This window comes from Robertmurraya dakarensis (assembly GCF_900156875.1).
Lineage (GTDB): Bacteria > Bacillota > Bacilli > Bacillales > Cytobacillaceae > Robertmurraya > Robertmurraya dakarensis.
Map to the genome: position 1 here is coordinate 2172699 of NZ_LT707409.1, position 20883 is coordinate 2193581.

Here is a 20883-nt window from a genome sequence, read left to right on the forward strand (position 1 = left end):
CGACTATATTCGTCAGTTGATTTTTTAATTCGGACAAGTTTGTCGAATAATCTTTATTTCCTCTATCATATCATAAAAATTAAAACAAAAAACCAGGCGGATGTCTCCGCCTGTTCTTTTTTTATTCTTAGCTCGCTTTTTCCTCTTGTTTTTCATATATATTAATTCCTGCTTCATTTAACATCCACTCAATGTGTACCCCATATCCACTCGTAGGGTCGTTAACAAAGACATGAGTGACAGCTCCCACTACCTTGCCATCTTGAATGATCGGACTTCCACTCATCCCTTGGACAATTCCACCGGTTTTATCGAGCAATTCTTTATCTGTTACTTTAATGACCATTCCTTTTGTAGCAGGAAATTTCTGAGGAATGGTACTGACAATTTCTATATCAAAAGCCTTTACCTCGTCATTGTCTACAACTGTTAAGATTTTGGCTGGACCCTCTTTTACTTGGTGGGAAAGGGCAATCGGCATCGGCTTGTCCATAACACCGTTTTCTATATCACGATTAAGTTTGCCAAATATCCCAAATGGACTGTTCCTTTGAATATTACCAATTACTTCTTTATCTGAAGAGAACCTTGCAAGTTTTTCACCCGGATCTCCATTGCTTCCTTTTTCAATCGACGTAACGGTTGATCGGACAATTTGTCCATCCTCAACCACAATCGGTTTTTTTGTATCCATATCAGAAATAACATGTCCTAATGCTCCATATCTTTTTGATTCTGGATCGTAAAACGTCATCGTTCCAATCCCAGCTGCTGAATCACGAATATAGAGACCTAATTTAAAATTTTCTTCCCCTTTTTCTTTTTCCGGTTTTAAATCAGTTGTGATTTTACCGCTTTCTCTGCTTATTTCCATCTTAAGCGGCTTGCCGTTTTGACCAGCTTCCTGAACAAATGGAGCAACATCCGACATTTTTTCAATTTCTTTGCCGTTTATTTTTGTAATAATATCTCCTACTTTAATACCTGCCAGCTCTCCTGGAGATACTTTTCCTTGTGAGGTGTTTACTTGATGATGTCCTACCACCAACACCCCAACCGTATTCATTTTTACACCAATGGACTGACCGCCAGGAATGACTCTAAAATCCTTTAGAACATCAACATCGACTTTTTTAATGGGGAAACCTGCTAATTCTAAAAACATTTCGTCTTTTCCATATTTTTTCGCATTTAACGTAACACTTTGGTTATTTTGTTCAATTGAGATATTATCCATCGACACTTTCGCAGATACAGGTGAAGCTTTGCCAAACTCTATTGTATGACCCTCAAAGAGAGTTACCTGGTTCGGTATTTGTAAATACTGTTGGAAAGGCTTGGAGAATCCAATTGCAACTAATGAAACAAGGAGAATTCCACCAATTATTTTTCTAAGAAGTTCATATTTCAACTATCTTCACTCTCCTCGCTTCTAGTCCACACACACTTTTAATGGCTACATCTTTAATTTTGCCTGCATCAGACGCATTTATAACCCCTGTCAAAATAAAAAAGCTACCCATATTGGATAGCTTTTCAAGTTATTTTTAATTCTTCTGCAAGAAGCAGTAATTCCTTAGCATGTTCTCTTGTTAATTCAGTGATTTCAACACCTGAAATCATTCGGCCAATTTCTTTAATTTTCTCATCTTGATTAAGCACTTTGACTGATGTTTTTGTTCTTCCAGCACTTGTGGATTTCTCGATATATAGATGTGTATCTGCCATCGCGGCAACTTGCGGAAGATGTGAAATACAAAGGACTTGCGAGTTTATGGAAACATTGTAAATTTTTTCAGCAATCGCTTGAGCAACTCTTCCACTGACACCAGTATCAACTTCATCAAATATAATCGATGTGACTCCCTGATGTTTAGAAAATATACTTTTCATCGCAAGCATGATTCTTGAAAGCTCACCGCCTGATGCAATTTTAGAAAGTGGCTTTAGCGGCTCGCCAGGGTTCGTTGAAATATAAAATTCAATTTTGTCTGAGCCTGTTGACGTAAAAAGATCATAATTGCTTGAGAACATCACTTCAAAAATGGTTTTCTCCATGTAAAGCTCTTTTAATTCTTTGTGGATTAAATTCTGTAATTTCCCTGCAGATTGCTGTCGTAAATTACTGAGTTCTCTCGCTTCAATCTCTAAGTCACTCTTTAAGGATTCCAGTTCTTTTTGTAATTTTTCAATATGGGTTTCTTTATTTTGCAGCGTCTCCATTTCTTCTTCTATCTTTGAGGCATATTCTAATATCTCTTCGATCGTTTTCCCATATTTTCGTTTTAAACCATTTATTTCATTTAATCTATCTTCTATTTCACTAAGACGCTCTGGATTAAACTCAAGCAAATCAAATTGGCTGCGAATATTTCTTGCAACCTCTTCAAGCAAATAAAAACTATTTGAGACAGAATCAGCCATTTCCTTATAGGCAGTATCTAAACCTGCCGCCTCTTCCAAATGGTTCATACTTAAACCTATCCAATCCAGCCCCTTCTGTTCACCCTGCAAGGCTGAATAGCTTAATTTTAAGGCATCATAGACTTTTTCAAAATTGCCTAGCCTTATTTTTTCTTCAAACAACTCTTCATCTTCATTGATCTTTAATTGCGCTTTTTGAATTTCTTCAAATTGAAAGGAAATTAAGTCAAGACGGTGTGCCATTTGCTGTTCATTTTCACTAAGATTTTTAAGCTGCTTGTATGTTTTTTCATATTGATGAAATATCTGCTTATATTCTTCTAAAGCAGGTGAGATTTTTTGTTCGCCAAATTGATCTAATAATGGAAGGTGTTTTGTGTCATCCATTAATTCCTGATGTTCATGTTGGCCGTGGATATCAACAAGGGTAGCACCAACCTCCCTTAGGATTGCGATTGTTACAAGCTTTCCGTTGATTCTGCATACACTTTTTCCCGAACGTGAAATATTACGGCGCATGACAATCATGCCGTCTTCCATACTAATTCCAAATTCAGATAACTTTTGGCTGCATGGATGATCATCGCTATCTATTTGAAAAAGACCTTCTATTTCTGCCATATCTTCTCCATGACGAACGAACTCTGATGATCCTCTTCCCCCAACTAACAAATGAATAGCATCAATAATAATTGATTTACCTGCTCCTGTTTCACCAGAAAGTACTGTTAAACCCTTCTCAAATGAAATGGAAAGTTCTTCGATGATGGCAAAATTTTTAATGGATAATTCACTGAGCATGGACATTCACTCCTGTTAAAGCATTTCTAAAAATCGATTTGAGATCACTTCAGTATCTTCTGGTGTCTTGCAGATAATTAGAATTGTATCATCGCCACAGATCGTCCCTAGTATCTCTTCCCAATCGAGATTATCAATTAATGCTCCTATCGCCATTGCATTTCCTGGCAGAGTTTTCATTACTAATAAATGACCTGCTTGATCAATTTTCACAAAAGCATCCATCAAATTTCTCTTTAGTTTTTGTAGAGGATTAAATCTCTGATCTGCAGGCAGGCTGTATTTGTAACGGCCATCCAGCATCGGTACCTTAACTAAGTGCAACTCTTTAATATCTCTTGAAACAGTTGCTTGAGTCACGTTAAACCCTGCGCTTTTTAATTCATCCACTAATTCATCCTGTGTCTCGATGTCATTATTTGTAATAATTTCTCTTATTTTAATATGTCGTTGTCCTTTATTCATTAACCTCACCTTACTATTCGCTAATTCATGCCTATTTTCATGTTAGCTTAATCTGATGAACTTGTAAAATTATTCATCGTTCTGTATATTTTTTATTCTCCAAAAGTCGACAATTTCCTCTTTCTATTATTGATAAAACCAAAATTATTTTCCATCGGAAAAAGAAAAGGGAACAAGCAGCAGCTTATTCCCCATCCTTTTGTTTGTTTTTTAATTGTTCATGTGCCTTTGAAACAATTTCCGAAGGCGGTGTCTTTAATAAATTACTGCCAATTTCCTTTTGATTCCATGTTAAGTGCAAGAGAAATTCAATATTGCCGTCTCCACCAGTTATCGGGGAGAAGGATAAATCTCTGACATCATAGCCATTATTTAAAGAAAAATCAATCATGGTGGTTAACACCTGTTCGTGAACCTTATAGTCGCGAACAATCCCTTTTTTGCCAACTTGTTCTCTACCTGCTTCAAATTGCGGCTTAACTAAAGCTACCACATCACTACCAGGTACAAGCAAAGTCTTTAGCACTGGCAATATGAGCTTTAAGGAAATAAATGATACATCAATACTAGCGAAGGTAGGCATGTCCCGAACTAAATCAGCAGGGGTGACATAGCGGAAATTCGTCCGTTCCATCACAACAACACGTTCATCCTGCCTAAGCTTCCACGCAAGCTGGTTGTAACCCACATCTAATGCATAAGACATTTTTGCCCCATGCTGCAAAGCACAGTCGGTAAATCCTCCGGTAGATGATCCAATATCAAGCAAAACCTTATCTTTAATATCTAAATCAAATACTTTTAGTGCTTTTTCAAGTTTTAAACCGCCTCTGCTGACGTAAGGAAGAACATTCCCTTTAATGATAAGAGGCAAGTCAGAACTAATCTTTTCACCTGGCTTATCCATCCGGGTTTCATTGCTGTATACCAAGCCAGCCATAATTGCCCTTTTCGCCTTCTCGCGGGTCTCCGCTAGACCTCTTTCAACTAGTAATACATCTACTCGTTCCTTTTTAACTTTCATGTTTTATGCCCTTTTTTGTTTTTTTCTAGCTAGTATTTGCAGCTTTTTCACAACATTTTCAGTAGTTAAGCCGATTTCTTCCAATAATTCATTTACACTCCCATGTTCTATGAATTGATCCGGAATGCCCATTCTTTCAATTTTTGCATGTTGAAAGCCTTGTTCTGAGGCAAATTCAAGGACATAACTTCCAAAACCGCCTTGAAGAACTGCTTCTTCTATCGTTAAGATCGGCATATTGTTTTTAAATAACTGTAAAAGCATATTCTCATCTAATGGTTTTATGAAGCGGGCATTAACCACTTTAATGGAATATCCTTGTTTTTCCAACACTGCAGCAGCTTTCATTGCCATCGGAATTGTCGTGCCAAAAGTAAGAATAGCTGCATCATTACCCTCTTTTAAGATTTCCCATGATCCGATAGGTATTTCCTCCAACTTCTCATCCATTGGCACACCTAAACCATTTCCTCTTGGGAATCTCATGGCAATCGGACCGTCATCATAATTAATGGCCGTATACACTAAATGCTGCCCTTCATTTTCATCCTTTGGCATCATGAGAACCATGTTCGGTATATGTCTTAAAAACGCTATATCAAAAACACCTTGATGTGTTTCTCCATCTGCCCCAACAAGTCCTGCTCGGTCAATCCCGAAGAATACATTCAGGTTAGGCCGGCAGATATCATGAACAACCTGGTCATATGCTCTTTGTAGAAAAGTTGAGTAAATCGCTAAGAAAGGCTTCATCTTCTGCGTTGCAAGTCCAGCAGCTACGGTTGCTGCGTGCTGCTCCGCAATTCCAACATCATACATCCGATCAGGAAATTCACTTGCGAACCCTTCTAACTTTGATCCAACCGGCATGGCAGGTGTTAAAGCAACAATTCGCTCGTCTTCTCGGGCAAGTTTTCTTACTGTCTCACTTACAAGTTTACTCCATGCTGGGGGAGATTGAACCGGTTTAATGAAATCACCCGTTTCAATTTTATAGGCTCCAGTACCATGCCATGTTCCGATCGTGTCATTTTCAGCAGGCTGGTAACCTTTCCCTTTCTTTGTAATCACATGCAGTAGAACGGGACCCTCAATTTTTTTCGCATAGGCCATATTTTCAAATAGAGCTTCAAAATCATGACCATCAATCGGGCCTAGATACGTAAACCCTAACTCTTCAAAGAAAACTCCTGAAACGAGCAGATATTTCAAGCTGTCTTTGATTCTTTCTGCTGTTGTAGCGAGCTTGCCGCCTACCGCTGGAATTTTCTTTAATAGAAACTCTAGCTCATCTTTTACCCATTGGTACTTGCCAGCCGTTCTTAGGCGGCCTAATACATTATGAAGAGCTCCCACATTTGGAGCAATTGACATTTCATTATCGTTTAGGACAACAATCATATCTTTCTTTTCATGCCCAATATGATTTAGCGCCTCTAGAGCCATTCCGCCCGTTAAAGCTCCATCGCCAATTACAGGAATGATGTAAGAGTCTTCCTTTTTAAGATCACGCGCAATCGCCATTCCCATCGCAGCTGACAATGAAGTAGAACTATGGCCTGTTTCCCATACGTCATGCTCACTTTCATTCATTTTAGGAAATCCGCATAAACCTTTATACTGTCTTAATGTATCAAATTGACAAGCTCTCCCAGTAAGGATTTTATGAACATAGGATTGGTGTCCCACATCCCAAAGAATCTTGTCCTTTGGGCTATCAAAACATTTATGAAGAGCAACCGTTAGCTCTACGACGCCCAGATTAGGGCCAATATGACCGCCAGTTCTAGATAGCCTCTCTATTAAAAACTGCCGGATATCACTGCTTAATTTTTCTAATTCCTGATTTGATAAACCTTTCAAAAAGGCTGGGTCTTTTATTGATAACAAATCCATGAGTGGACCACTCACTTTCATTTCTAATTGAAACATTTCTTGATGATATGGGAGAGGTATAAAAAATAGAACCTTGAAAAAAGAACCGCTAACACAAAAGTGATAACGGTCTTTAGACACTATATCGAACGTACTATTTTTATTTCTCCGCTTAATTGATCTATGTACGAAAAGCAGCCAAATAATGACAATTATACAGCATCAACTAAAACACTCTGTATTATATCACAAATAAGCATAGGTCTCAACGAACACAAGAGCGGAAGCATCTTAGTGGTCACGATTTGCTACGAGGTCTGTAATTTCCTCTAATAGCTTCGTATTCATACCTGTTTGCTTTAAGTTCCCCTTTGCCATTTCAATATGATGAGCAAGGGCCTTCTTAGCACCATCCATTGTAAGTAGTGACGGATAGGTACTTTTATGATTATTTTCATCACTTCCCACTTTCTTTCCGATCTTTTCTTCAGATCCCTCAAGATCTAAAATATCATCACGGATTTGAAAAGCAAGTCCCAAGTGATGAGCAAACAACGCAAATGTCTCTAGCTGATCATCATCTGCTCCCGCTAAGATCGCACCTGCTTTCACACTAGCAACTAGCAGCTTCCCAGTCTTATGAATATGGATATACTCTAGTTCTTCAAGGGATAGCTGTTGATTTTCACCGTTCATATCTGCAACTTGGCCGCCTACCATCCCTTCTGGGCCAGCAGCCTTTGCTATTTCGTTTACTAACCTGATCTTCGTCTCTGCGTCCACGTTAGCTGATTCAGAAATCAACTGAAAACTAAAGGTTAACAGAGCATCTCCAGCTAATATCGCTATAGCATCTCCGAAAACTTTATGATTAGTTAGCTTCCCTCTGCGTAAATCATCATTATCCATACTTGGCAAATCATCATGAATTAATGAATATGTATGAATCATTTCAATCGCAGCCGCTGCGTGAATTCCCTTTTCAGGCATTTCACCAAATGCCTGCAGCGTAGCAAACAACAGAAGAGGACGTATTCTTTTTCCACCAGCTTCTAATGAATACAGCATCGATTCCTTTAAATCAGAAGGTGCCTCTAATCGGGCAACACTTTCTCTAAACTTCTCCTCTAGCATGTCTTTATATACTTCAGAAAAAGAAGGCAATAGTGATTTCTCCACTTTATTCCTCCTCTCTCATGGAAAAGTTCTCTTTATTTCCATCCTCTGTGATAATTTGTGTCAGCTGCTCTTCAACATTTTTGAGTTTTTCATGACATAATTTTGAAAGCTGCATTCCATCTCTGTAGATTGAGATCGCTTCCTCTAATGGAACATCCCCTTCTTCTAATCTTTCTACAATCACTTCTAATTTCTGCATCGCTTCTTCGAAGGATAGTTTTTCTTCCATAAATAACTAGACTCCTTTCCCCTCTACATCAATTACTTCACAAGTAAGTGTACCGTCAGCCATTTGTACTTTTAGTACATCTTCTTCTTTAAAATTTTGTACACTCTTTGCAAGCTTGCCATCATTGCTGTAGATAAGACTATAGCCGCGATCCATAACCTTTAACGGATTTAACGCCTCCAGTGTAGAAATCGTTTGCTGAAAGTCTTTTCCTTTAGATGACAAAATACTCGTCATCGCCTTGTTTAAGTCTCTTTGTAATTTCCCCTGTTGTGTAGCGGCCTGTCTCAGCTGCTCAGCAGGATGATTTCTTTCCAGTCGTCTTTGAAGTATATTGTAGGCATCCCGCTTTATTTGCAGTGATTTTTCTGTATTTCGGTGTAATTGCTCTGTCGTTTTATCTAGCTGCTCCAGCCTTTGCTCATACACCTTTTTAGGATAGCGGAAAGCATATGATTTTTGAATCGAAGCTAACCTTTCCTTTTGGAAAAGCAGTTTTTCTTTCATCACTCTCATCAATCTCGTCTGTCCAGTTAAAACCCGATCTAAAAGCTCATCAATATGTGGGACAGCGAGCTCAGCCGCTCCCGTTGGTGTCGGCGCTCTTAAATCAGCAACAAAATCAGCAATGGTAAAATCAGTTTCATGACCAACTGCAGAAATAATCGGGACATTAGAATGAAAGATAGCCTTCGCAACTGATTCTTCATTAAATGCCCAGAGCTCTTCGATTGAGCCTCCGCCCCTGCCGACAATTAAAACATCTACATCCTGCATTTCATTTGCTTGTTGTATCGCTTTTACAATCGATTGTTTAGCGTAGTCACCCTGAACGGTTGCCGGGAAAATCAGAATATTTGCAATGGGGTATCTTCTTTTTATCGTTGTAATAATATCCCTTATGGCGGCTCCTGTAGGGGAGGTAATCACTCCAACAGTTCTAGGATACTTTGGAATAGGCTGTTTATATTGAGGAGAGAACAATCCATCTTTTTCTAGTTTCTTCTTCAATTGTTCATAAGCTAGATACAAGTCCCCTATTCCATCTGGCTGCATACTTTCAACATAGATCTGATATTGACCACCTTGTTCATAGACGGTAATGTCGCCAGAAACGAGCACCTTCATCCCATTTTCAGGCATAAATTTCATAGATCGAGTATTTTTTGAAAACATAACGGCGAGTATTTTCGCTTTTTCATCCTTTAAAGTAAAATACATATGCCCGCTTGAATGAAGCTTAAAATTCGAAATTTCGCCTTTTACTAACACCCCTTGTAAATGGGGGTCCGCATCAAACTTTCTCTTTATATACCTTGTTAAGGCAGTGATCGATAAATATCGCTGCTCATTCATAAGCGCACTTAACTCCTTTTAAAAAATCAAAAAACTGTCCTATCTTATTATAAAGTGAAACTTCCATCAGTGGGGGTTTTTTTCACCCCACTAATGCGATAATTGAGAATTTCACGTTCAAAGCGTCACGGTGCAGCCCTCGAGTTATGTAGAATTAATAAGTTAGGACAGATGCTCTTAATTATTAAGTTGCTTTATTTTTGAAAGAACGCCATTTATGAAACGGCTTGATTGATCATCCCCAAAAGTTTTAGCGATTTCAATCGCCTCATCAATAACAACATTTGCTGGTACATCTTCTTTACAATAAAGCAGCTCGAAAGCAGACAATCTTAAAAGATTACGATCAACCGTTGCTAAACGATCAAGTGTCCATTTTTCAAGATGTGCCTTCAACACTTCATCGATCTCATTTACATGCTCTACTACTCCATACACAATACGTTCTAAATATGGATCTGTTGCTGCCCCCTCTAGTACATGTTCAATTGCTTGTCCGGGGTCAGCACTGCTTACATCAATTTGAAATAATGCCTGTAAAGCCTTTTCTCTCGCTGTTCTTCTTTTCATTCTATTTAGAAACTCCTTTTTAGGATTAATATATGAATTCCATAAAGAATAATAGCATACCCTAGCACTCAAAGCATACAATACTCATTATTTTTTCCAAAAAACGATAAAAATTACAGAGATATGAAAGAAAAAAGCCAAAGACAGCACTGTCTTTGGCTTTTTCTTACATTTCAGGATCTATGTCTGCTTCAGGCTTTTGAGTTTCAAATACAATACCCACAATATGGATATTTACTTCCTCAGCATCAAGGGCAGTCATATTCAAAAGGGCTTGGCGAATGTTATCTTGAACTTTTTGAGCAACAGTCGGAATCGATACACCAAATTTCATTGTGCAATAAACATCGACTTTGATGCCTTCTTCAGAAAGTTCAACCTTAACCCCTTTACCATGGTTCTTTTTCCCTAATCTTTCAACTACACCAGAAGCAAAGTTTCCTCGCATTTGCGAAACGCCTTCCACCTCTGAGGCAGCAATACCAGCAATAACTTCAATTACCTCAGGAGCAATCTCAACTTTACCAAGTCCTGTATGGCTTTGGCTCATTTCCAGGATGTTATTTTCACTCATGTGTATACCTCCTGTTTATTCTGATTTCATGATATCATACATTTCCAAAAACTTTGTATTAAAATCGCCTTCTACAAATTTTTCGTGACTTAGCAACTTCAAGTGGAAAGGTATAGTTGTGTGAATTCCTTCAATGACAAACTCACTTAACGCCCTCTTCATTCGAGAAATCGCTTCATCTCTTGTACTTCCGTACGTTATGACCTTCGCAATCATGGAATCATAGAAAGGTGGAATAGTATACCCTGGATATGCAGCAGAATCAATTCTAACTCCTAGTCCGCCTGGAGGCAGATACATATTGATCTTCCCTGGTGACGGCATGAAATTCTTACTAGGATTTTCCGCATTGATACGGCATTCTATCGCCCAGCCATCAAAAGTGATTTCTTCCTGATTAAAAGATAAAGGCTCACCAGATGCAACCTTAATCTGCTCTTTAATTAAATCTGTTCCAGTGACCATTTCTGTTACAGGATGCTCCACTTGGATACGGGTATTCATTTCCATAAAGTAAAATTTGCGATTACGATAATCATATATAAATTCTATCGTACCTGCGCCTGTATAATCAACTGCTTTAGCAGCTTTTACTGCCGCATTACCCATTTCTTGCCTAATTTCACCGTCTAGAGCCGGAGATGGAGTTTCTTCTAATAATTTTTGAAGTCGTCTTTGAATTGAACAGTCTCGTTCACCTAAATGGACAACATTTCCAAAATTATCAGCCAATACTTGAATTTCTACATGGCGAAAGTCTTCAATATACTTTTCTATGTAGACTCCAGGATTTCCAAAGGCAGTTGCTGCTTCTTGCTGCGTAATATTGATGCCTTTAATAAGCTCTTCTTCTGTTCTTGCTACACGAATACCTTTTCCGCCACCGCCGGCAGTTGCCTTGATAATGACAGGGTATTCAATTTTATTAGCAAGTTCAATAGCTTCATCCGTGTTTTTAATGATCCCTTGTGATCCTGGAACAATTGGAACACCAGCTTCTTTCATCGTTTCACGGGCAATATCCTTCGTACCCATTTTTGAAATTGCTTCCGGTGTAGGTCCTACAAACGTAATGTTGCACTCTCTGCACAGCTCGGCAAAATCAGCATTTTCCGCCAAAAATCCATAGCCTGGGTGGATTGCCTGACAATCAGTTAACTTTGCTACACTGATAATGTTCGTGAAATTTAAATAACTGTCTTTAGACAATGTCGGCCCAATACAGTATGCTTCATCTGCTAACTGTACGTGTAAAGAATCTTTATCAGCTTCTGAATAAACGGCAACTGATTCGATTCCTAGTTCTCGGCAAGCACGAATAATCCGTACAGCTATTTCCCCTCTGTTTGCAATTAATATTTTTTTTATCATTCGGAAATCGCTCCCTTATTCAGGCTTTACTAAGAATAGTGGTTGTCCGTATTCTACAAGCTGACCATCTTTAACAAGTACTTCTACGATCTCACCTGTAACTTCAGCTTCGATTTCATTAAATAATTTCATAGCTTCTACGATACAAACAATGGAATCGCTCGTTACTTTAGATCCTGCTTTTACATATGCATCTTGATCTGGTGATGGTGATTGATAGAATGTCCCCACCATTGGTGATGTAATTTTATGTAGATTTTCTGTATCAACAGCTTCAGAAACAGTCTCTTGGACCGGTGCTTCTGTTTTTGGCTGTGCTGGAACTTCTTGTTTAATAGCAGCAGTTTCAACTACTTGCGGCTTTGCTGGCGCTGCTTGTAAAACATGACTAGCTGGTTGTGCAACAGAAACTACTCCCGCGCTATTTTTCTTCAATTTAATTTTTGAACCTTCAACTTCATACACTAATTCATCCAGGTTGGATTGATCTACTAGTTTAATCAATTCCCTGATTTCTTGTACTTTTAACATTATAGGCACCCCTTTTGTGATCGTATGATTAGCACTAGATATTAATATCATACGATATCAGCTTACAAAAGTTCAATACTATTCGCGCCAAAACTTTCTAATAGTTCAAAAAACTTTTAAAATCACATGACTTCTCGCCTATAATAGTTGAAGTCAATGTCTTTTCTTACACAATAAAAATACGGGAAAGTACATGCTTTCCCGCTTTTAAATCTTATTTGCTTGGTTGAAATTCTACAGCAACTGCCTGCATCTGACCAATTTCATTTTTAACAACCTGGATGATATCATTCGCCGCTGATGCAGAAGGTTCATTTGATTTTACTGTAATGCGAACATTTTCGCCGTCTGCACGTACAAGAGCATCTTCATAGCCCATCGCGATAATTAAAGTTTCAAGGACAGATTCTTTTTGGGAAATTTCATCTAATTTTTGAATTCTATCATATGCTTCTCCGCGTTCATCTGATGGAAGTTCTGTTGAAGCCATAATATCTCTTAATTCCTCTTTGATTTTACTGCGTTCTTCGTCAAGCTTTAGTCTTAACCCTTCAAACACTTCATCACTTGCAACGCTGGAAATGATTGATTCCTCTCCTTCTACTTCAGTGGAATCCGCCTCGTCAGCAGCATCAGTTGCAGCACTCTCCTCTGTATTTTCCGTTTGTTCCTCTTTTTGTTCATCAACTGCTGCAAACTCACTGCCGTTTTGTTCCGGTGAGGTAATATAATAGACAGATAGAACAACTACCAAACTTAACATCGTCAATAACCAAACTGTTTGTTTTTTTAATAGCATTTATACTTCCTCCTTCTTTTATTGCAAATAATAGTTATATCCTACTAGGTTTAGACCTAGATTATTTGAATCTTATAAATTAGTTAAATTCTACTAGAAACCGATTTATTTCTTCGGCATAACGGATACACGATGGCTTGGAACATCAAGCAATTTTGTAACAGATTCAATGATCCATTTCTTCACTTGGATATTATCAGCACCTTTTGCTACGACAAGAACCCCCCTAATTTCAGGCTTCTTCGTCTCAAGCAAAATCGGAACTTCCTTTTCACCATCCCGGATAATTACCATCTGTTCATCTTTTGATAAATCCTCAACTACTCTTTCCCCGCCTTCCCGGTCTTTTTCTTCCGTTTTTTGCGAAGAGGTTACGGTATTTTTTTCATAAACCATTCTTTCAGTTGCCTCTACATTAACAACGACCGTCACATCACTAACACCCGCGATTTCATCAAGGGCATCTTTAAGCTGTGTCTCAAATTGTTCCTCATAGTTAGTGATTATGTCGTTTCCAGCAGATTTTTTCTGTCCAAAGGTTTCAACCTCCTCCGAGCTGTCACTGCCATTTCCTGAAACTGGTACACTTACATTTGGATCACCATCTTTAAATAGAATATTGCTTACAAGCATGAACGCTGCTCCAACTAGAAAGACGATTAGCAGATATTGATATTTTCCTTTTTTTTGATCAGGCTTAGCCTCTTTAGTAAAAAGCCTTTTCAACCAGGAAATCGGCCCCTTCTCTTGATCCATTTGTTATGTGTTCCCCCCTCCTATGACTACTTGAATTGTTTCTGGTTCCACATTCCATCTTTCTGAAAGAAGAGAAGCAATTTTTTTAGTTTCGTTTGTCTCGTCATTCGATGGAAGAGGCTCACTTGTATTTATCTCTACTTTTCTAACCACTTCAACGGCTTCGGCTTCTTTTTCTGGTTCCATCAATTGGACGATAATGGCTTGAAATTGCATTTCCGTATTGGATTGATTTTCTTCATCCATAACAAGGTCAATGTTTGAAATCTTTAATCCGTATTGTTCCATCAACTCCTCTTCTGCCGTCTGTTTCAGTTGGACAGCCACTTCTTCTAAAATATATGCATCTTGTGAAGCTTGTATTTCTTTTTTCTGCAAATCTATTAAATTTTCCATGTTTTTTTGCTCTAGACTATCGATTGAAGGCATCGATGCAATAGCTGCATCAAAATCCGTCGATAGAAGCTTTAAAATTGGTGACAAAATGATCACAATTAATAACAGACCCATGACCATTTTTGTATACTTCTGCATAGAAGAATTAGGGAGCAGCAAGTCAATAACCGTAGCAATTAGAACAAAGATGATAATATTGGTAATCCATTCAGTAAAGAAATCCATATTCATCCTCCCCCTAACTAGCGGACCATCATCGTTAAATTTCCTGCTGCAATTATGACCGTTAAGCTTAAAAAGAACATTAAAGACACGATTGCAAGTGCTGCAAATACATACATAATGCTTTTGCTCATGATGTCCAAGCACTTAATGACTGCGCCGCCTCCTAAAGGCTGGAGAATAGCTGCAGCAAGTTTATATATAAACGCAACCATCAGTATTTTGATTGCTGGGAACGCAACTATAAGTAAGAGGATCACGACTCCGGCAATACCTACCGTATTTTTCAAGAGAACGGATGCACTTATTACCGTATCTGTAGCATCTGTAAACACCCTCCCAATAACTGGGATGAAATTACCAGTGATAAATTTCGCTGTTCGAATGGCAATTCCGTCTGTGACAGCAGCTGATGCACCCTGCACAGAAATGACACCGAGGAAGACAGTTAAAAACAAACCTAGCAGTCCGACACTCCAATTCCGTAAAAGATTCCCGAGCTGGGTGACCTTGTAATGTTCTGTCAACGTACTAACTATGTTTAGCAGCACTGATAAAAACAGAAGAGGCAGAACGATAAATTGGATAAAGGTACCACTTAAATTCATCAAAAACAAAATAACAGGATGGAAGAAAGCCGCTGAGATTAAGCCACCCGAACTTGCAATTAAAGCCAGTAATAAAGGAATAAGGGCAATAATAAAGGAACTCATGGTGTGGATGGCACCACTCGCATAATCAATCACGATATGAAAACTATTTAAGGCGATGATAATTAAGACCATAAATACGATCGCGTACGCTACTTTGCTGACGGTACTTGTTTCAAACGAATTTTGCAGGGTTTGTAAAAACATTGAAAAGACGGTCAACATAATTAATGTCCCTAGTAACTTCCCATTCACAAGGAACTCATGGAACATGTATTTGGTAAAGCCTGAGAACCATTCCTTTAGAGAGAATTCCTTTTCACCCTTTACGAAATCATAAAGGCTTCCCTTCTGACTTTCAGGAAGAAACCCTCCATATTCATTAAGGATATTTTCCCAGTAAATTTTCAATTCATCTAAATCCAAGGCATCCAACTGCGTCTCGACTAGTCTGCTGGGGTCAATACTTTCATTTTCTTGATCTTCAGTTATAGCTTGTACACTTGGAATGAGTAGAAAATAAAAGAACAAGAAAAAGATCGGAATAGACTGCATCCATTGCTTCAAGTGGTTCACCTTCTTTTAAGAGGGTACTAGATCAATTAATTCGGTATTAATTGTATGATTGTCTCGATAAGTACGGTTAAGATAGGAATGGCCATAGCCAAGATCAAGATTTTACCGGCTAATTCAATTTTGCTGGCAATTGCCCCTTGACCGGCGTCTTTCGTGATTTGTGCAGCAAATTCAGCGATGTATGCGATTCCGATTATTTTCAAGATGGTCTCAACATAGACGATATTGATATTGGCATTCACGGCAATTTTTTCAAGCATATGAATAACGGCATAAATTTGATCTATAAGAAATAAGAAAATAGCACAGCCAACAAAAACGGTAAGCAAAAATGCAAAGTTGGGCTTCTGTTCTTTTACAATCAATGCTAGGAAGGTTGAAACAAACGCAATCCCTACGATTTGTAAAATCTCAATCCTTAAGCCCCCCTTTACCCTTGGAAAAGGAATACTGATTTAATCTTCTGGAACAGCTCATCTACAATAGAGGCGACCATAAATAAAATATATATAAAACCAAAAAGCGTAACCCATTGGGCATATTCCTTTTTACCAACTTGATCAAGAATTGTATGCAAAAATGCTACTACGATGCCTACTCCAGCGATTTTGAAAATGATATCTACCTCTAATCCCATTTGTTTTCCTCCTAAACGGTTGTTGGCCCAGTTCTATCTTTAGCTGCATATTTTTTTCAAAGAAGTTTTTTAAATTAGCAGGATGACGAGAAGCAATCCTGAGAGAAATCCTAAACTTTTTACCATGCGTTCGTACTTTATTTGTTTGTCGCAAGCATCCGCTTCTTCTCTTTCCAGATGTGTAATCGCAAGTTGTATATGCTTTTGCTGTGACATTCGATCATGCCTCCCGAGCGTTTCACCAAATTGTTTCAAGATCTCAATTTCACCTTGCTTAAAGGCGGTTAGCTTCCAAACCTCTTTCAAACTTTCATCCCAAGCATCTTTTACTGTCGTTTCAGCTTTCGTCAGCTTGTTAGAAAATGCCTCAAAAAACCAAGAAAGCGGTTTTGTTAACTGCGCAGCCAGCCGTCTTGAGGCTTCATGTAAAGGAGTATGACCATACATGATTTCAGCTTCTAAAGATTGCAGTGCTGATTTTAACTGCCGAAGCTGCCTTGGACGTTCACTCAAATGCCTTGCCGCTTCAAAGCCTGTCCAAGTAGTTGCAATCATAATAAAGATCGCTCCGATTATTTTTATCATTTAAGTCACTCTCACTTTTTGAACAATCTCTTTCCCATGACTGTTTTTAATCGCTGTAATGGTACCGGGACCTTCATTTCGGCTCAGTTCAATAAAACGTCCGAAAATACCTAACTCTAATAGAGGTTTTAGAAATGGACGATTTCTTAACTCATCAAGTGAATTTCCGTGTGTGGTCATAAACAGCTTGATTCCTGCATGAACAGCCTCCATGATCGCCTCGCAGTCTTCTTTCCTGCCTATTTCATCAACAATTAATACATCTGGACTCATGGACCGAATCATCATCATCATCCCTTCAGCTTTAGGACAAGCATCTAATACATCGATTCTTGGCCCAAACGTTAGTTGAGGGATGCCATTGACACTGCCAGCTATTTCAGATCTTTCATCCACTATGCCAACCTTTAAAGGTGGATATGATTGATGGCCAGTAGAAATAATCCTTGCGATATCCCTAAGCATGGTAGTCTTGCCTGTCTGTGGAGGTCCAATAATCATCGTATGCTGCAAGCCCTTTTCATAGATATAGGGAAGTAATTTTTCGGCAATCCCTATTTTTTCTCGGGCAATTCGTATATTAAAAGAAGAAATATCACGTATTGCTTTTACTTCACCATTTTCTAAAATGACTTTGCCTGCCAGACCTACACGATGACCTCCAGAGATTGTGACATAGCCCCTCTTTAGCTCTTCTTCCAATGTATAAATAGAAAAATGGCTGACTTTATTAAGTAGTTGTACAGCATCTTCAGGATTCACTAAGTAGGAGAGAAATTTAGGCTTACCGTTGACGGTTACTTCTATGGGCCTCCCAATCCGAAGCCGTATTTCTTCCATGCCATCTTTGTAAAAAGGAGGGAGTTGTTCCAATTGTTCTGCAATTCTGCTCGGCAACATATTAATAACTTGATCCACAGCCACACTCCTCCTAGTAAAATCTCTTGTCATTAATAAAAATGTATGCCTGCTTGGCTACTTTATGACTTTGTTTTAAAAACTTCAAAATAAGAATTAAAGAATAGATAGCTGCGGCATTTAGTACATTTTTAATAACAGAAGGATAGAATTTATAAACAAAATTTTAAAGAATGGGGGAAGGAAGATGTATTTTACAAACCCTTACTATCGGCAAGTACCAGATGGCCAAGAGCAGGTGAATTTTTATAATAGAGAGATAAGAGTGACCGGGGAAGGAGTGCTATCTGTCCAGCCAGATCAAGCAGAAGTTTCATTAGGGGTAAGTTCGGAGGGAATGGAGCTTAAAGAAGTTCAAAGAGAAAACGGAGCAGTCATCACACAGATTATTCAAGCTGTTCAGAGCGTTGGAGTGAAAGCAGAGGATATTCAAACAATTGAGTATTCCATCTATCCTGTATACGACTTTGTAGACAACACTCAAACGTTAAGAGGCTATAAAGTGAACCATATCCTTAACATTCCTGTAACAGATATTCAAAACGTTGGGCTTGTTGTTGATACCGCTGTGAGCAATGGTGCCAACACGGTCTCAAATATTTCTTTTTCCATCTCTAATCGACAGATTGTCTATCAACAGGCATTAGCAATGGCGGTTGAAAACGCTATATTAAAAGCCTCCACCATCGCTCGCAAATTACAGATTAGATTGATAACCCCTCCTTTTCAAATAAGTGAAAATACTCACGGGGGCGTCCAGCCTCCAAGTCCTTATGGAGATATGGTTAAAAGCGCCGCCACAACCCCTGTCTCCCCAGGAACACTAGAAGTTAAAGCGTCGATTACAGCTAGATTTTTATTTAGTTTCTAGGCGTAGCTATTTATAAGAGTTTCCTTTCATATTTTGGTAAAAAGGAGTGAACAATAATATAGAAAGGGGCGAGTAATAATGACAAATGATAATAGAGAGAAATTTTTGCGTGATCAGCGTGACCTGCACGATCAATATCTCGGCGGAGCTAGAGACAACCGTAAAAGCGCCAACTCTGACCCTGAGTATAATAATAAAAATGATACAGATATTTCAGTTGGTGCCTCTGGCAGAGATATTACAGAAGGAAAATAGGAAGAGATACCTTATAACAGAAGAAAAACCCTAAATGGTTAGTTCACCATCTAGGGTTTTTCTAATAATACAGTTATGCACGTGAAACATATGAAGCTTCAGATGTGTTAATGATCAAACGATCTCCTTGGTTCACGAAGAAAGGAACTTGAACCGTTAGACCTGTTTCAAGTGTAGCTGGCTTTGTGCCTCCTGAAGCAGTGTCTCCTTTAATTCCTGGTTCTGTTTCTGTTACTTCAAGTTCAACTGTATTAGGCAATTCAACACCTAATGTCTCTCCTTGGAACATCATGATATGAACTTCCATATTTTCTTTCAAGAATTTCAATTCATACTCAATAGATGCTTCTGGAAGTTCGATTTGGTCATATGATTCAACATCCATAAACACATGCTGTGAACCGTTAGCGTATAGGTATTGCATTCTACGATTATCAATTTGTGCTTTGGCTACTTTTTCTCCCGCACGGAATGTTTTTTCTTGAACAGCACCTGTACGTAGATTACGAAGTTTTGAGCGAACAAACGCCGCTCCTTTTCCTGGTTTAACGTGTTGGAAATCCATTACACGCCATAAACCGCCGTCTACTTCAATTGTTAATCCGGTACGAAAATCGTTAACAGAAATCATGCTAATATCCTCCTAAATTTGTTATAAAATAATTAGTTCCTTTGTTGAATGAGTCAGCGTTTCATTATGATTCTCCGTAATCATCGTGTCATCCTCTATCCGAACGCCACCAAGTCCTGGTATGTAAATCCCTGGTTCCACCGTGACAATCATCCCTGGTTCTAATATAATATCAGACCTCATCGATAATGTCGGACCTTCGTGAACCTCTAAGCCAATTCCATGTCCAGTGGAATGACCAAAATACTCACCATAGCCTTTTTCAGTGATGTAATCTCTTGTCAGTGCATCAGCTTCTTTACCACTCATCCCTGGTTTGATTCCGTCCATTGCCCGTTCCTGTGCTTCTAAAACAATCCCATAAATGTCCTTCAGTTTCTCATCAGGTTCTCCCACTGCCACCGTACGAGTGATGTCAGATACATATCCTTGATAATATGCACCATAGTCAAGTGTAACAAAATCACCTTTTTCTATCACCTTGTCTGAAGCCACTCCATGTGGAAGTGCTGAACGGTAACCTGAGGCAACAATAATATCAAACGAAGAAGAAGCGGCACCTGCTTTCCTCATAAAGAACTCAAGTTCATTCGATACCTCAAGCTCAGTTACACCCGGCCGAATGGTATCTAAAATATGTTTAAACGCAGCATCAGCAATGTCCGCTGCTACCTTTAATATCTTAATCTCTGCGTCGGTCTTAATCAAGCGTAATTTTTCAACTAATTCAGAAACTGGAACCAGTTCTGCATCCACTTTATTTTCATAATCTTTGTATTCGGCAAAGGTTACATGGTTCTGCTCAAATCCCAACTTTTGAATCCCAAGTTCCTTCACTTGTTTTGCGACTTCTTCAGAGATAGGTCCTGTATGTTTTATAATTTCAAACCCTGCACATTGTTCCGTTGCCTGTTCAATATATCTAAAGTCTGTTATAAATTGTGCTTTATCAAGGCTGATCAGTGCAACTCCGCTCGTCCCCGTGAAATTGGAAATATATCTGCGGTTAAAATCACTTGTTATTAATAACCCATCAATGCCAGACTTTCCATATTCAGCTCTTAATTTCTCCAATTTTTCCATTGCTCATCTCTCCTTAAGGGAAAAAATTCTCCACATCTATTTCTATATTATGTAAAAAAGAATGTCCTTTTAAGAACATTCTACCATATTATATTTTCCGCTACC

Annotated in this window: 24 protein-coding genes; 2 read left to right on the top strand and 22 right to left on the bottom strand. The window is 38.5% G+C overall.

All coding sequences use genetic code 11. From position 1 onward, the window contains the following. Window positions 1–127: 127 nt before the first annotated feature. From spoIVB to spoIIIAA, 20 genes are all read right to left on the bottom strand, one after another. The gene (gene spoIVB, locus CZ487_RS19330; protein WP_077213922.1) at window positions 128–1411 is read right to left on the bottom strand and encodes a SpoIVB peptidase; all 1284 of its coding nucleotides are present in this window, start codon (window positions 1409–1411) and stop codon (window positions 128–130) included. Between the two features lie 125 nt (window positions 1412–1536). Then, on the bottom strand, window positions 1537–3225 hold the full coding sequence (recN, locus tag CZ487_RS19335) for a DNA repair protein RecN (protein WP_077213923.1): 1689 nt from the start codon (window positions 3223–3225) through the stop codon (window positions 1537–1539). Between the two features lie 15 nt (window positions 3226–3240). Continuing rightward, the gene (gene ahrC / locus CZ487_RS19340; protein WP_077213924.1) at window positions 3241–3690 is read right to left on the bottom strand and encodes a transcriptional regulator AhrC/ArgR; all 450 of its coding nucleotides are present in this window, start codon (window positions 3688–3690) and stop codon (window positions 3241–3243) included. Window positions 3691–3874: 184 nt separating this feature from the next. Beyond that, a complete protein-coding gene (locus CZ487_RS19345; protein WP_077213925.1) occupies window positions 3875–4714 on the bottom strand; it encodes a TlyA family RNA methyltransferase in 840 nt (279 codons plus the stop codon). Between the two features lie 3 nt (window positions 4715–4717). After that, window positions 4718–6610, bottom strand: coding sequence for a 1-deoxy-D-xylulose-5-phosphate synthase (dxs, locus tag CZ487_RS19350; protein WP_077213926.1), 1893 nt, complete (start codon window positions 6608–6610; stop codon window positions 4718–4720). 270 nt (window positions 6611–6880) lie between these two features. Then, the gene (locus CZ487_RS19355) at window positions 6881–7723 is read right to left on the bottom strand and encodes a polyprenyl synthetase family protein (protein WP_077215393.1); all 843 of its coding nucleotides are present in this window, start codon (window positions 7721–7723) and stop codon (window positions 6881–6883) included. A 46-nt stretch (window positions 7724–7769) separates the two neighbouring features. Beyond that, window positions 7770–7997, bottom strand: a complete 228-nt coding sequence (locus tag CZ487_RS19360; RefSeq protein ID WP_077213927.1) for an exodeoxyribonuclease VII small subunit — start codon at window positions 7995–7997, stop codon at window positions 7770–7772. A 6-nt stretch (window positions 7998–8003) separates the two neighbouring features. Beyond that, entirely contained in the window at window positions 8004–9353 is a 1350-nt protein-coding gene (gene xseA, locus CZ487_RS19365) for an exodeoxyribonuclease VII large subunit (RefSeq protein WP_077213928.1), read from the bottom strand. A 177-nt stretch (window positions 9354–9530) separates the two neighbouring features. Beyond that, window positions 9531–9923: a transcription antitermination factor NusB gene (nusB, locus tag CZ487_RS19370; RefSeq protein WP_077213929.1), complete on the bottom strand. Its 393-nt coding sequence runs from the start codon at window positions 9921–9923 to the stop codon at window positions 9531–9533. A 166-nt stretch (window positions 9924–10089) separates the two neighbouring features. Beyond that, entirely contained in the window at window positions 10090–10497 is a 408-nt protein-coding gene (locus CZ487_RS19375; protein WP_077213930.1) for an Asp23/Gls24 family envelope stress response protein, read from the bottom strand. Between the two features lie 15 nt (window positions 10498–10512). Continuing rightward, the gene (accC, locus tag CZ487_RS19380) at window positions 10513–11868 is read right to left on the bottom strand and encodes an acetyl-CoA carboxylase biotin carboxylase subunit (protein WP_077213931.1); all 1356 of its coding nucleotides are present in this window, start codon (window positions 11866–11868) and stop codon (window positions 10513–10515) included. Window positions 11869–11883: 15 nt separating this feature from the next. After that, window positions 11884–12399, bottom strand: coding sequence for an acetyl-CoA carboxylase biotin carboxyl carrier protein (accB, locus tag CZ487_RS19385; protein ID WP_077213932.1), 516 nt, complete (start codon window positions 12397–12399; stop codon window positions 11884–11886). A gap of 214 nt (window positions 12400–12613) precedes the next feature. Next, a complete protein-coding gene (locus tag CZ487_RS19390; RefSeq protein ID WP_077213933.1) occupies window positions 12614–13198 on the bottom strand; it encodes a SpoIIIAH-like family protein in 585 nt (194 codons plus the stop codon). 105 nt (window positions 13199–13303) lie between these two features. Continuing rightward, a complete protein-coding gene (gene spoIIIAG, locus CZ487_RS19395) occupies window positions 13304–13954 on the bottom strand; it encodes a stage III sporulation protein AG (RefSeq protein WP_077213934.1) in 651 nt (216 codons plus the stop codon). A gap of 3 nt (window positions 13955–13957) precedes the next feature. Then, complete coding sequence (spoIIIAF, locus tag CZ487_RS19400) at window positions 13958–14575, bottom strand: stage III sporulation protein AF (RefSeq protein ID WP_077213935.1); 618 nt, start codon at window positions 14573–14575, stop codon at window positions 13958–13960. Window positions 14576–14592: 17 nt separating this feature from the next. Further along, entirely contained in the window at window positions 14593–15789 is a 1197-nt protein-coding gene (gene spoIIIAE, locus CZ487_RS19405) for a stage III sporulation protein AE (protein ID WP_084783336.1), read from the bottom strand. A gap of 35 nt (window positions 15790–15824) precedes the next feature. Then, window positions 15825–16247 (bottom strand): stage III sporulation protein AD, encoded by a 423-nt coding sequence (spoIIIAD, locus tag CZ487_RS19410; protein WP_139339593.1) that lies wholly within the window; start codon window positions 16245–16247, stop codon window positions 15825–15827. Then, entirely contained in the window at window positions 16229–16435 is a 207-nt protein-coding gene (gene spoIIIAC, locus CZ487_RS19415) for a stage III sporulation protein AC (RefSeq protein ID WP_077213937.1), read from the bottom strand. Before spoIIIAC ends, spoIIIAD begins: the two co-directional genes overlap by 19 nt. Before the next feature lie 69 nt (window positions 16436–16504). Continuing rightward, window positions 16505–17020: a stage III sporulation protein SpoIIIAB gene (gene spoIIIAB / locus CZ487_RS19420; RefSeq protein WP_077213938.1), complete on the bottom strand. Its 516-nt coding sequence runs from the start codon at window positions 17018–17020 to the stop codon at window positions 16505–16507. Beyond that, the gene (gene spoIIIAA / locus CZ487_RS19425) at window positions 17021–17938 is read right to left on the bottom strand and encodes a stage III sporulation protein AA (RefSeq protein ID WP_077213939.1); all 918 of its coding nucleotides are present in this window, start codon (window positions 17936–17938) and stop codon (window positions 17021–17023) included. Window positions 17939–18125: 187 nt separating this feature from the next. Between spoIIIAA and CZ487_RS19430 the strand changes: the two genes are divergently transcribed. Together CZ487_RS19430 and CZ487_RS27285 are read left to right on the top strand one after the other, a co-directional pair. After that, complete coding sequence (locus tag CZ487_RS19430) at window positions 18126–18809, top strand: SIMPL domain-containing protein (protein ID WP_077213940.1); 684 nt, start codon at window positions 18126–18128, stop codon at window positions 18807–18809. Window positions 18810–18887: 78 nt separating this feature from the next. Beyond that, the gene (locus CZ487_RS27285; RefSeq protein ID WP_202617858.1) at window positions 18888–19064 is read left to right on the top strand and encodes a hypothetical protein; all 177 of its coding nucleotides are present in this window, start codon (window positions 18888–18890) and stop codon (window positions 19062–19064) included. A 73-nt stretch (window positions 19065–19137) separates the two neighbouring features. On the opposite strand, the gene efp is transcribed toward CZ487_RS27285, so the two are convergent. Both efp and CZ487_RS19440 read right to left on the bottom strand, forming a co-directional pair. Next, entirely contained in the window at window positions 19138–19695 is a 558-nt protein-coding gene (gene efp / locus CZ487_RS19435) for an elongation factor P (protein WP_077213941.1), read from the bottom strand. Between the two features lie 21 nt (window positions 19696–19716). Beyond that, entirely contained in the window at window positions 19717–20778 is a 1062-nt protein-coding gene (locus CZ487_RS19440) for a M24 family metallopeptidase (protein ID WP_077213942.1), read from the bottom strand. Between the last annotated feature and the right edge of the window lie 105 nt (window positions 20779–20883).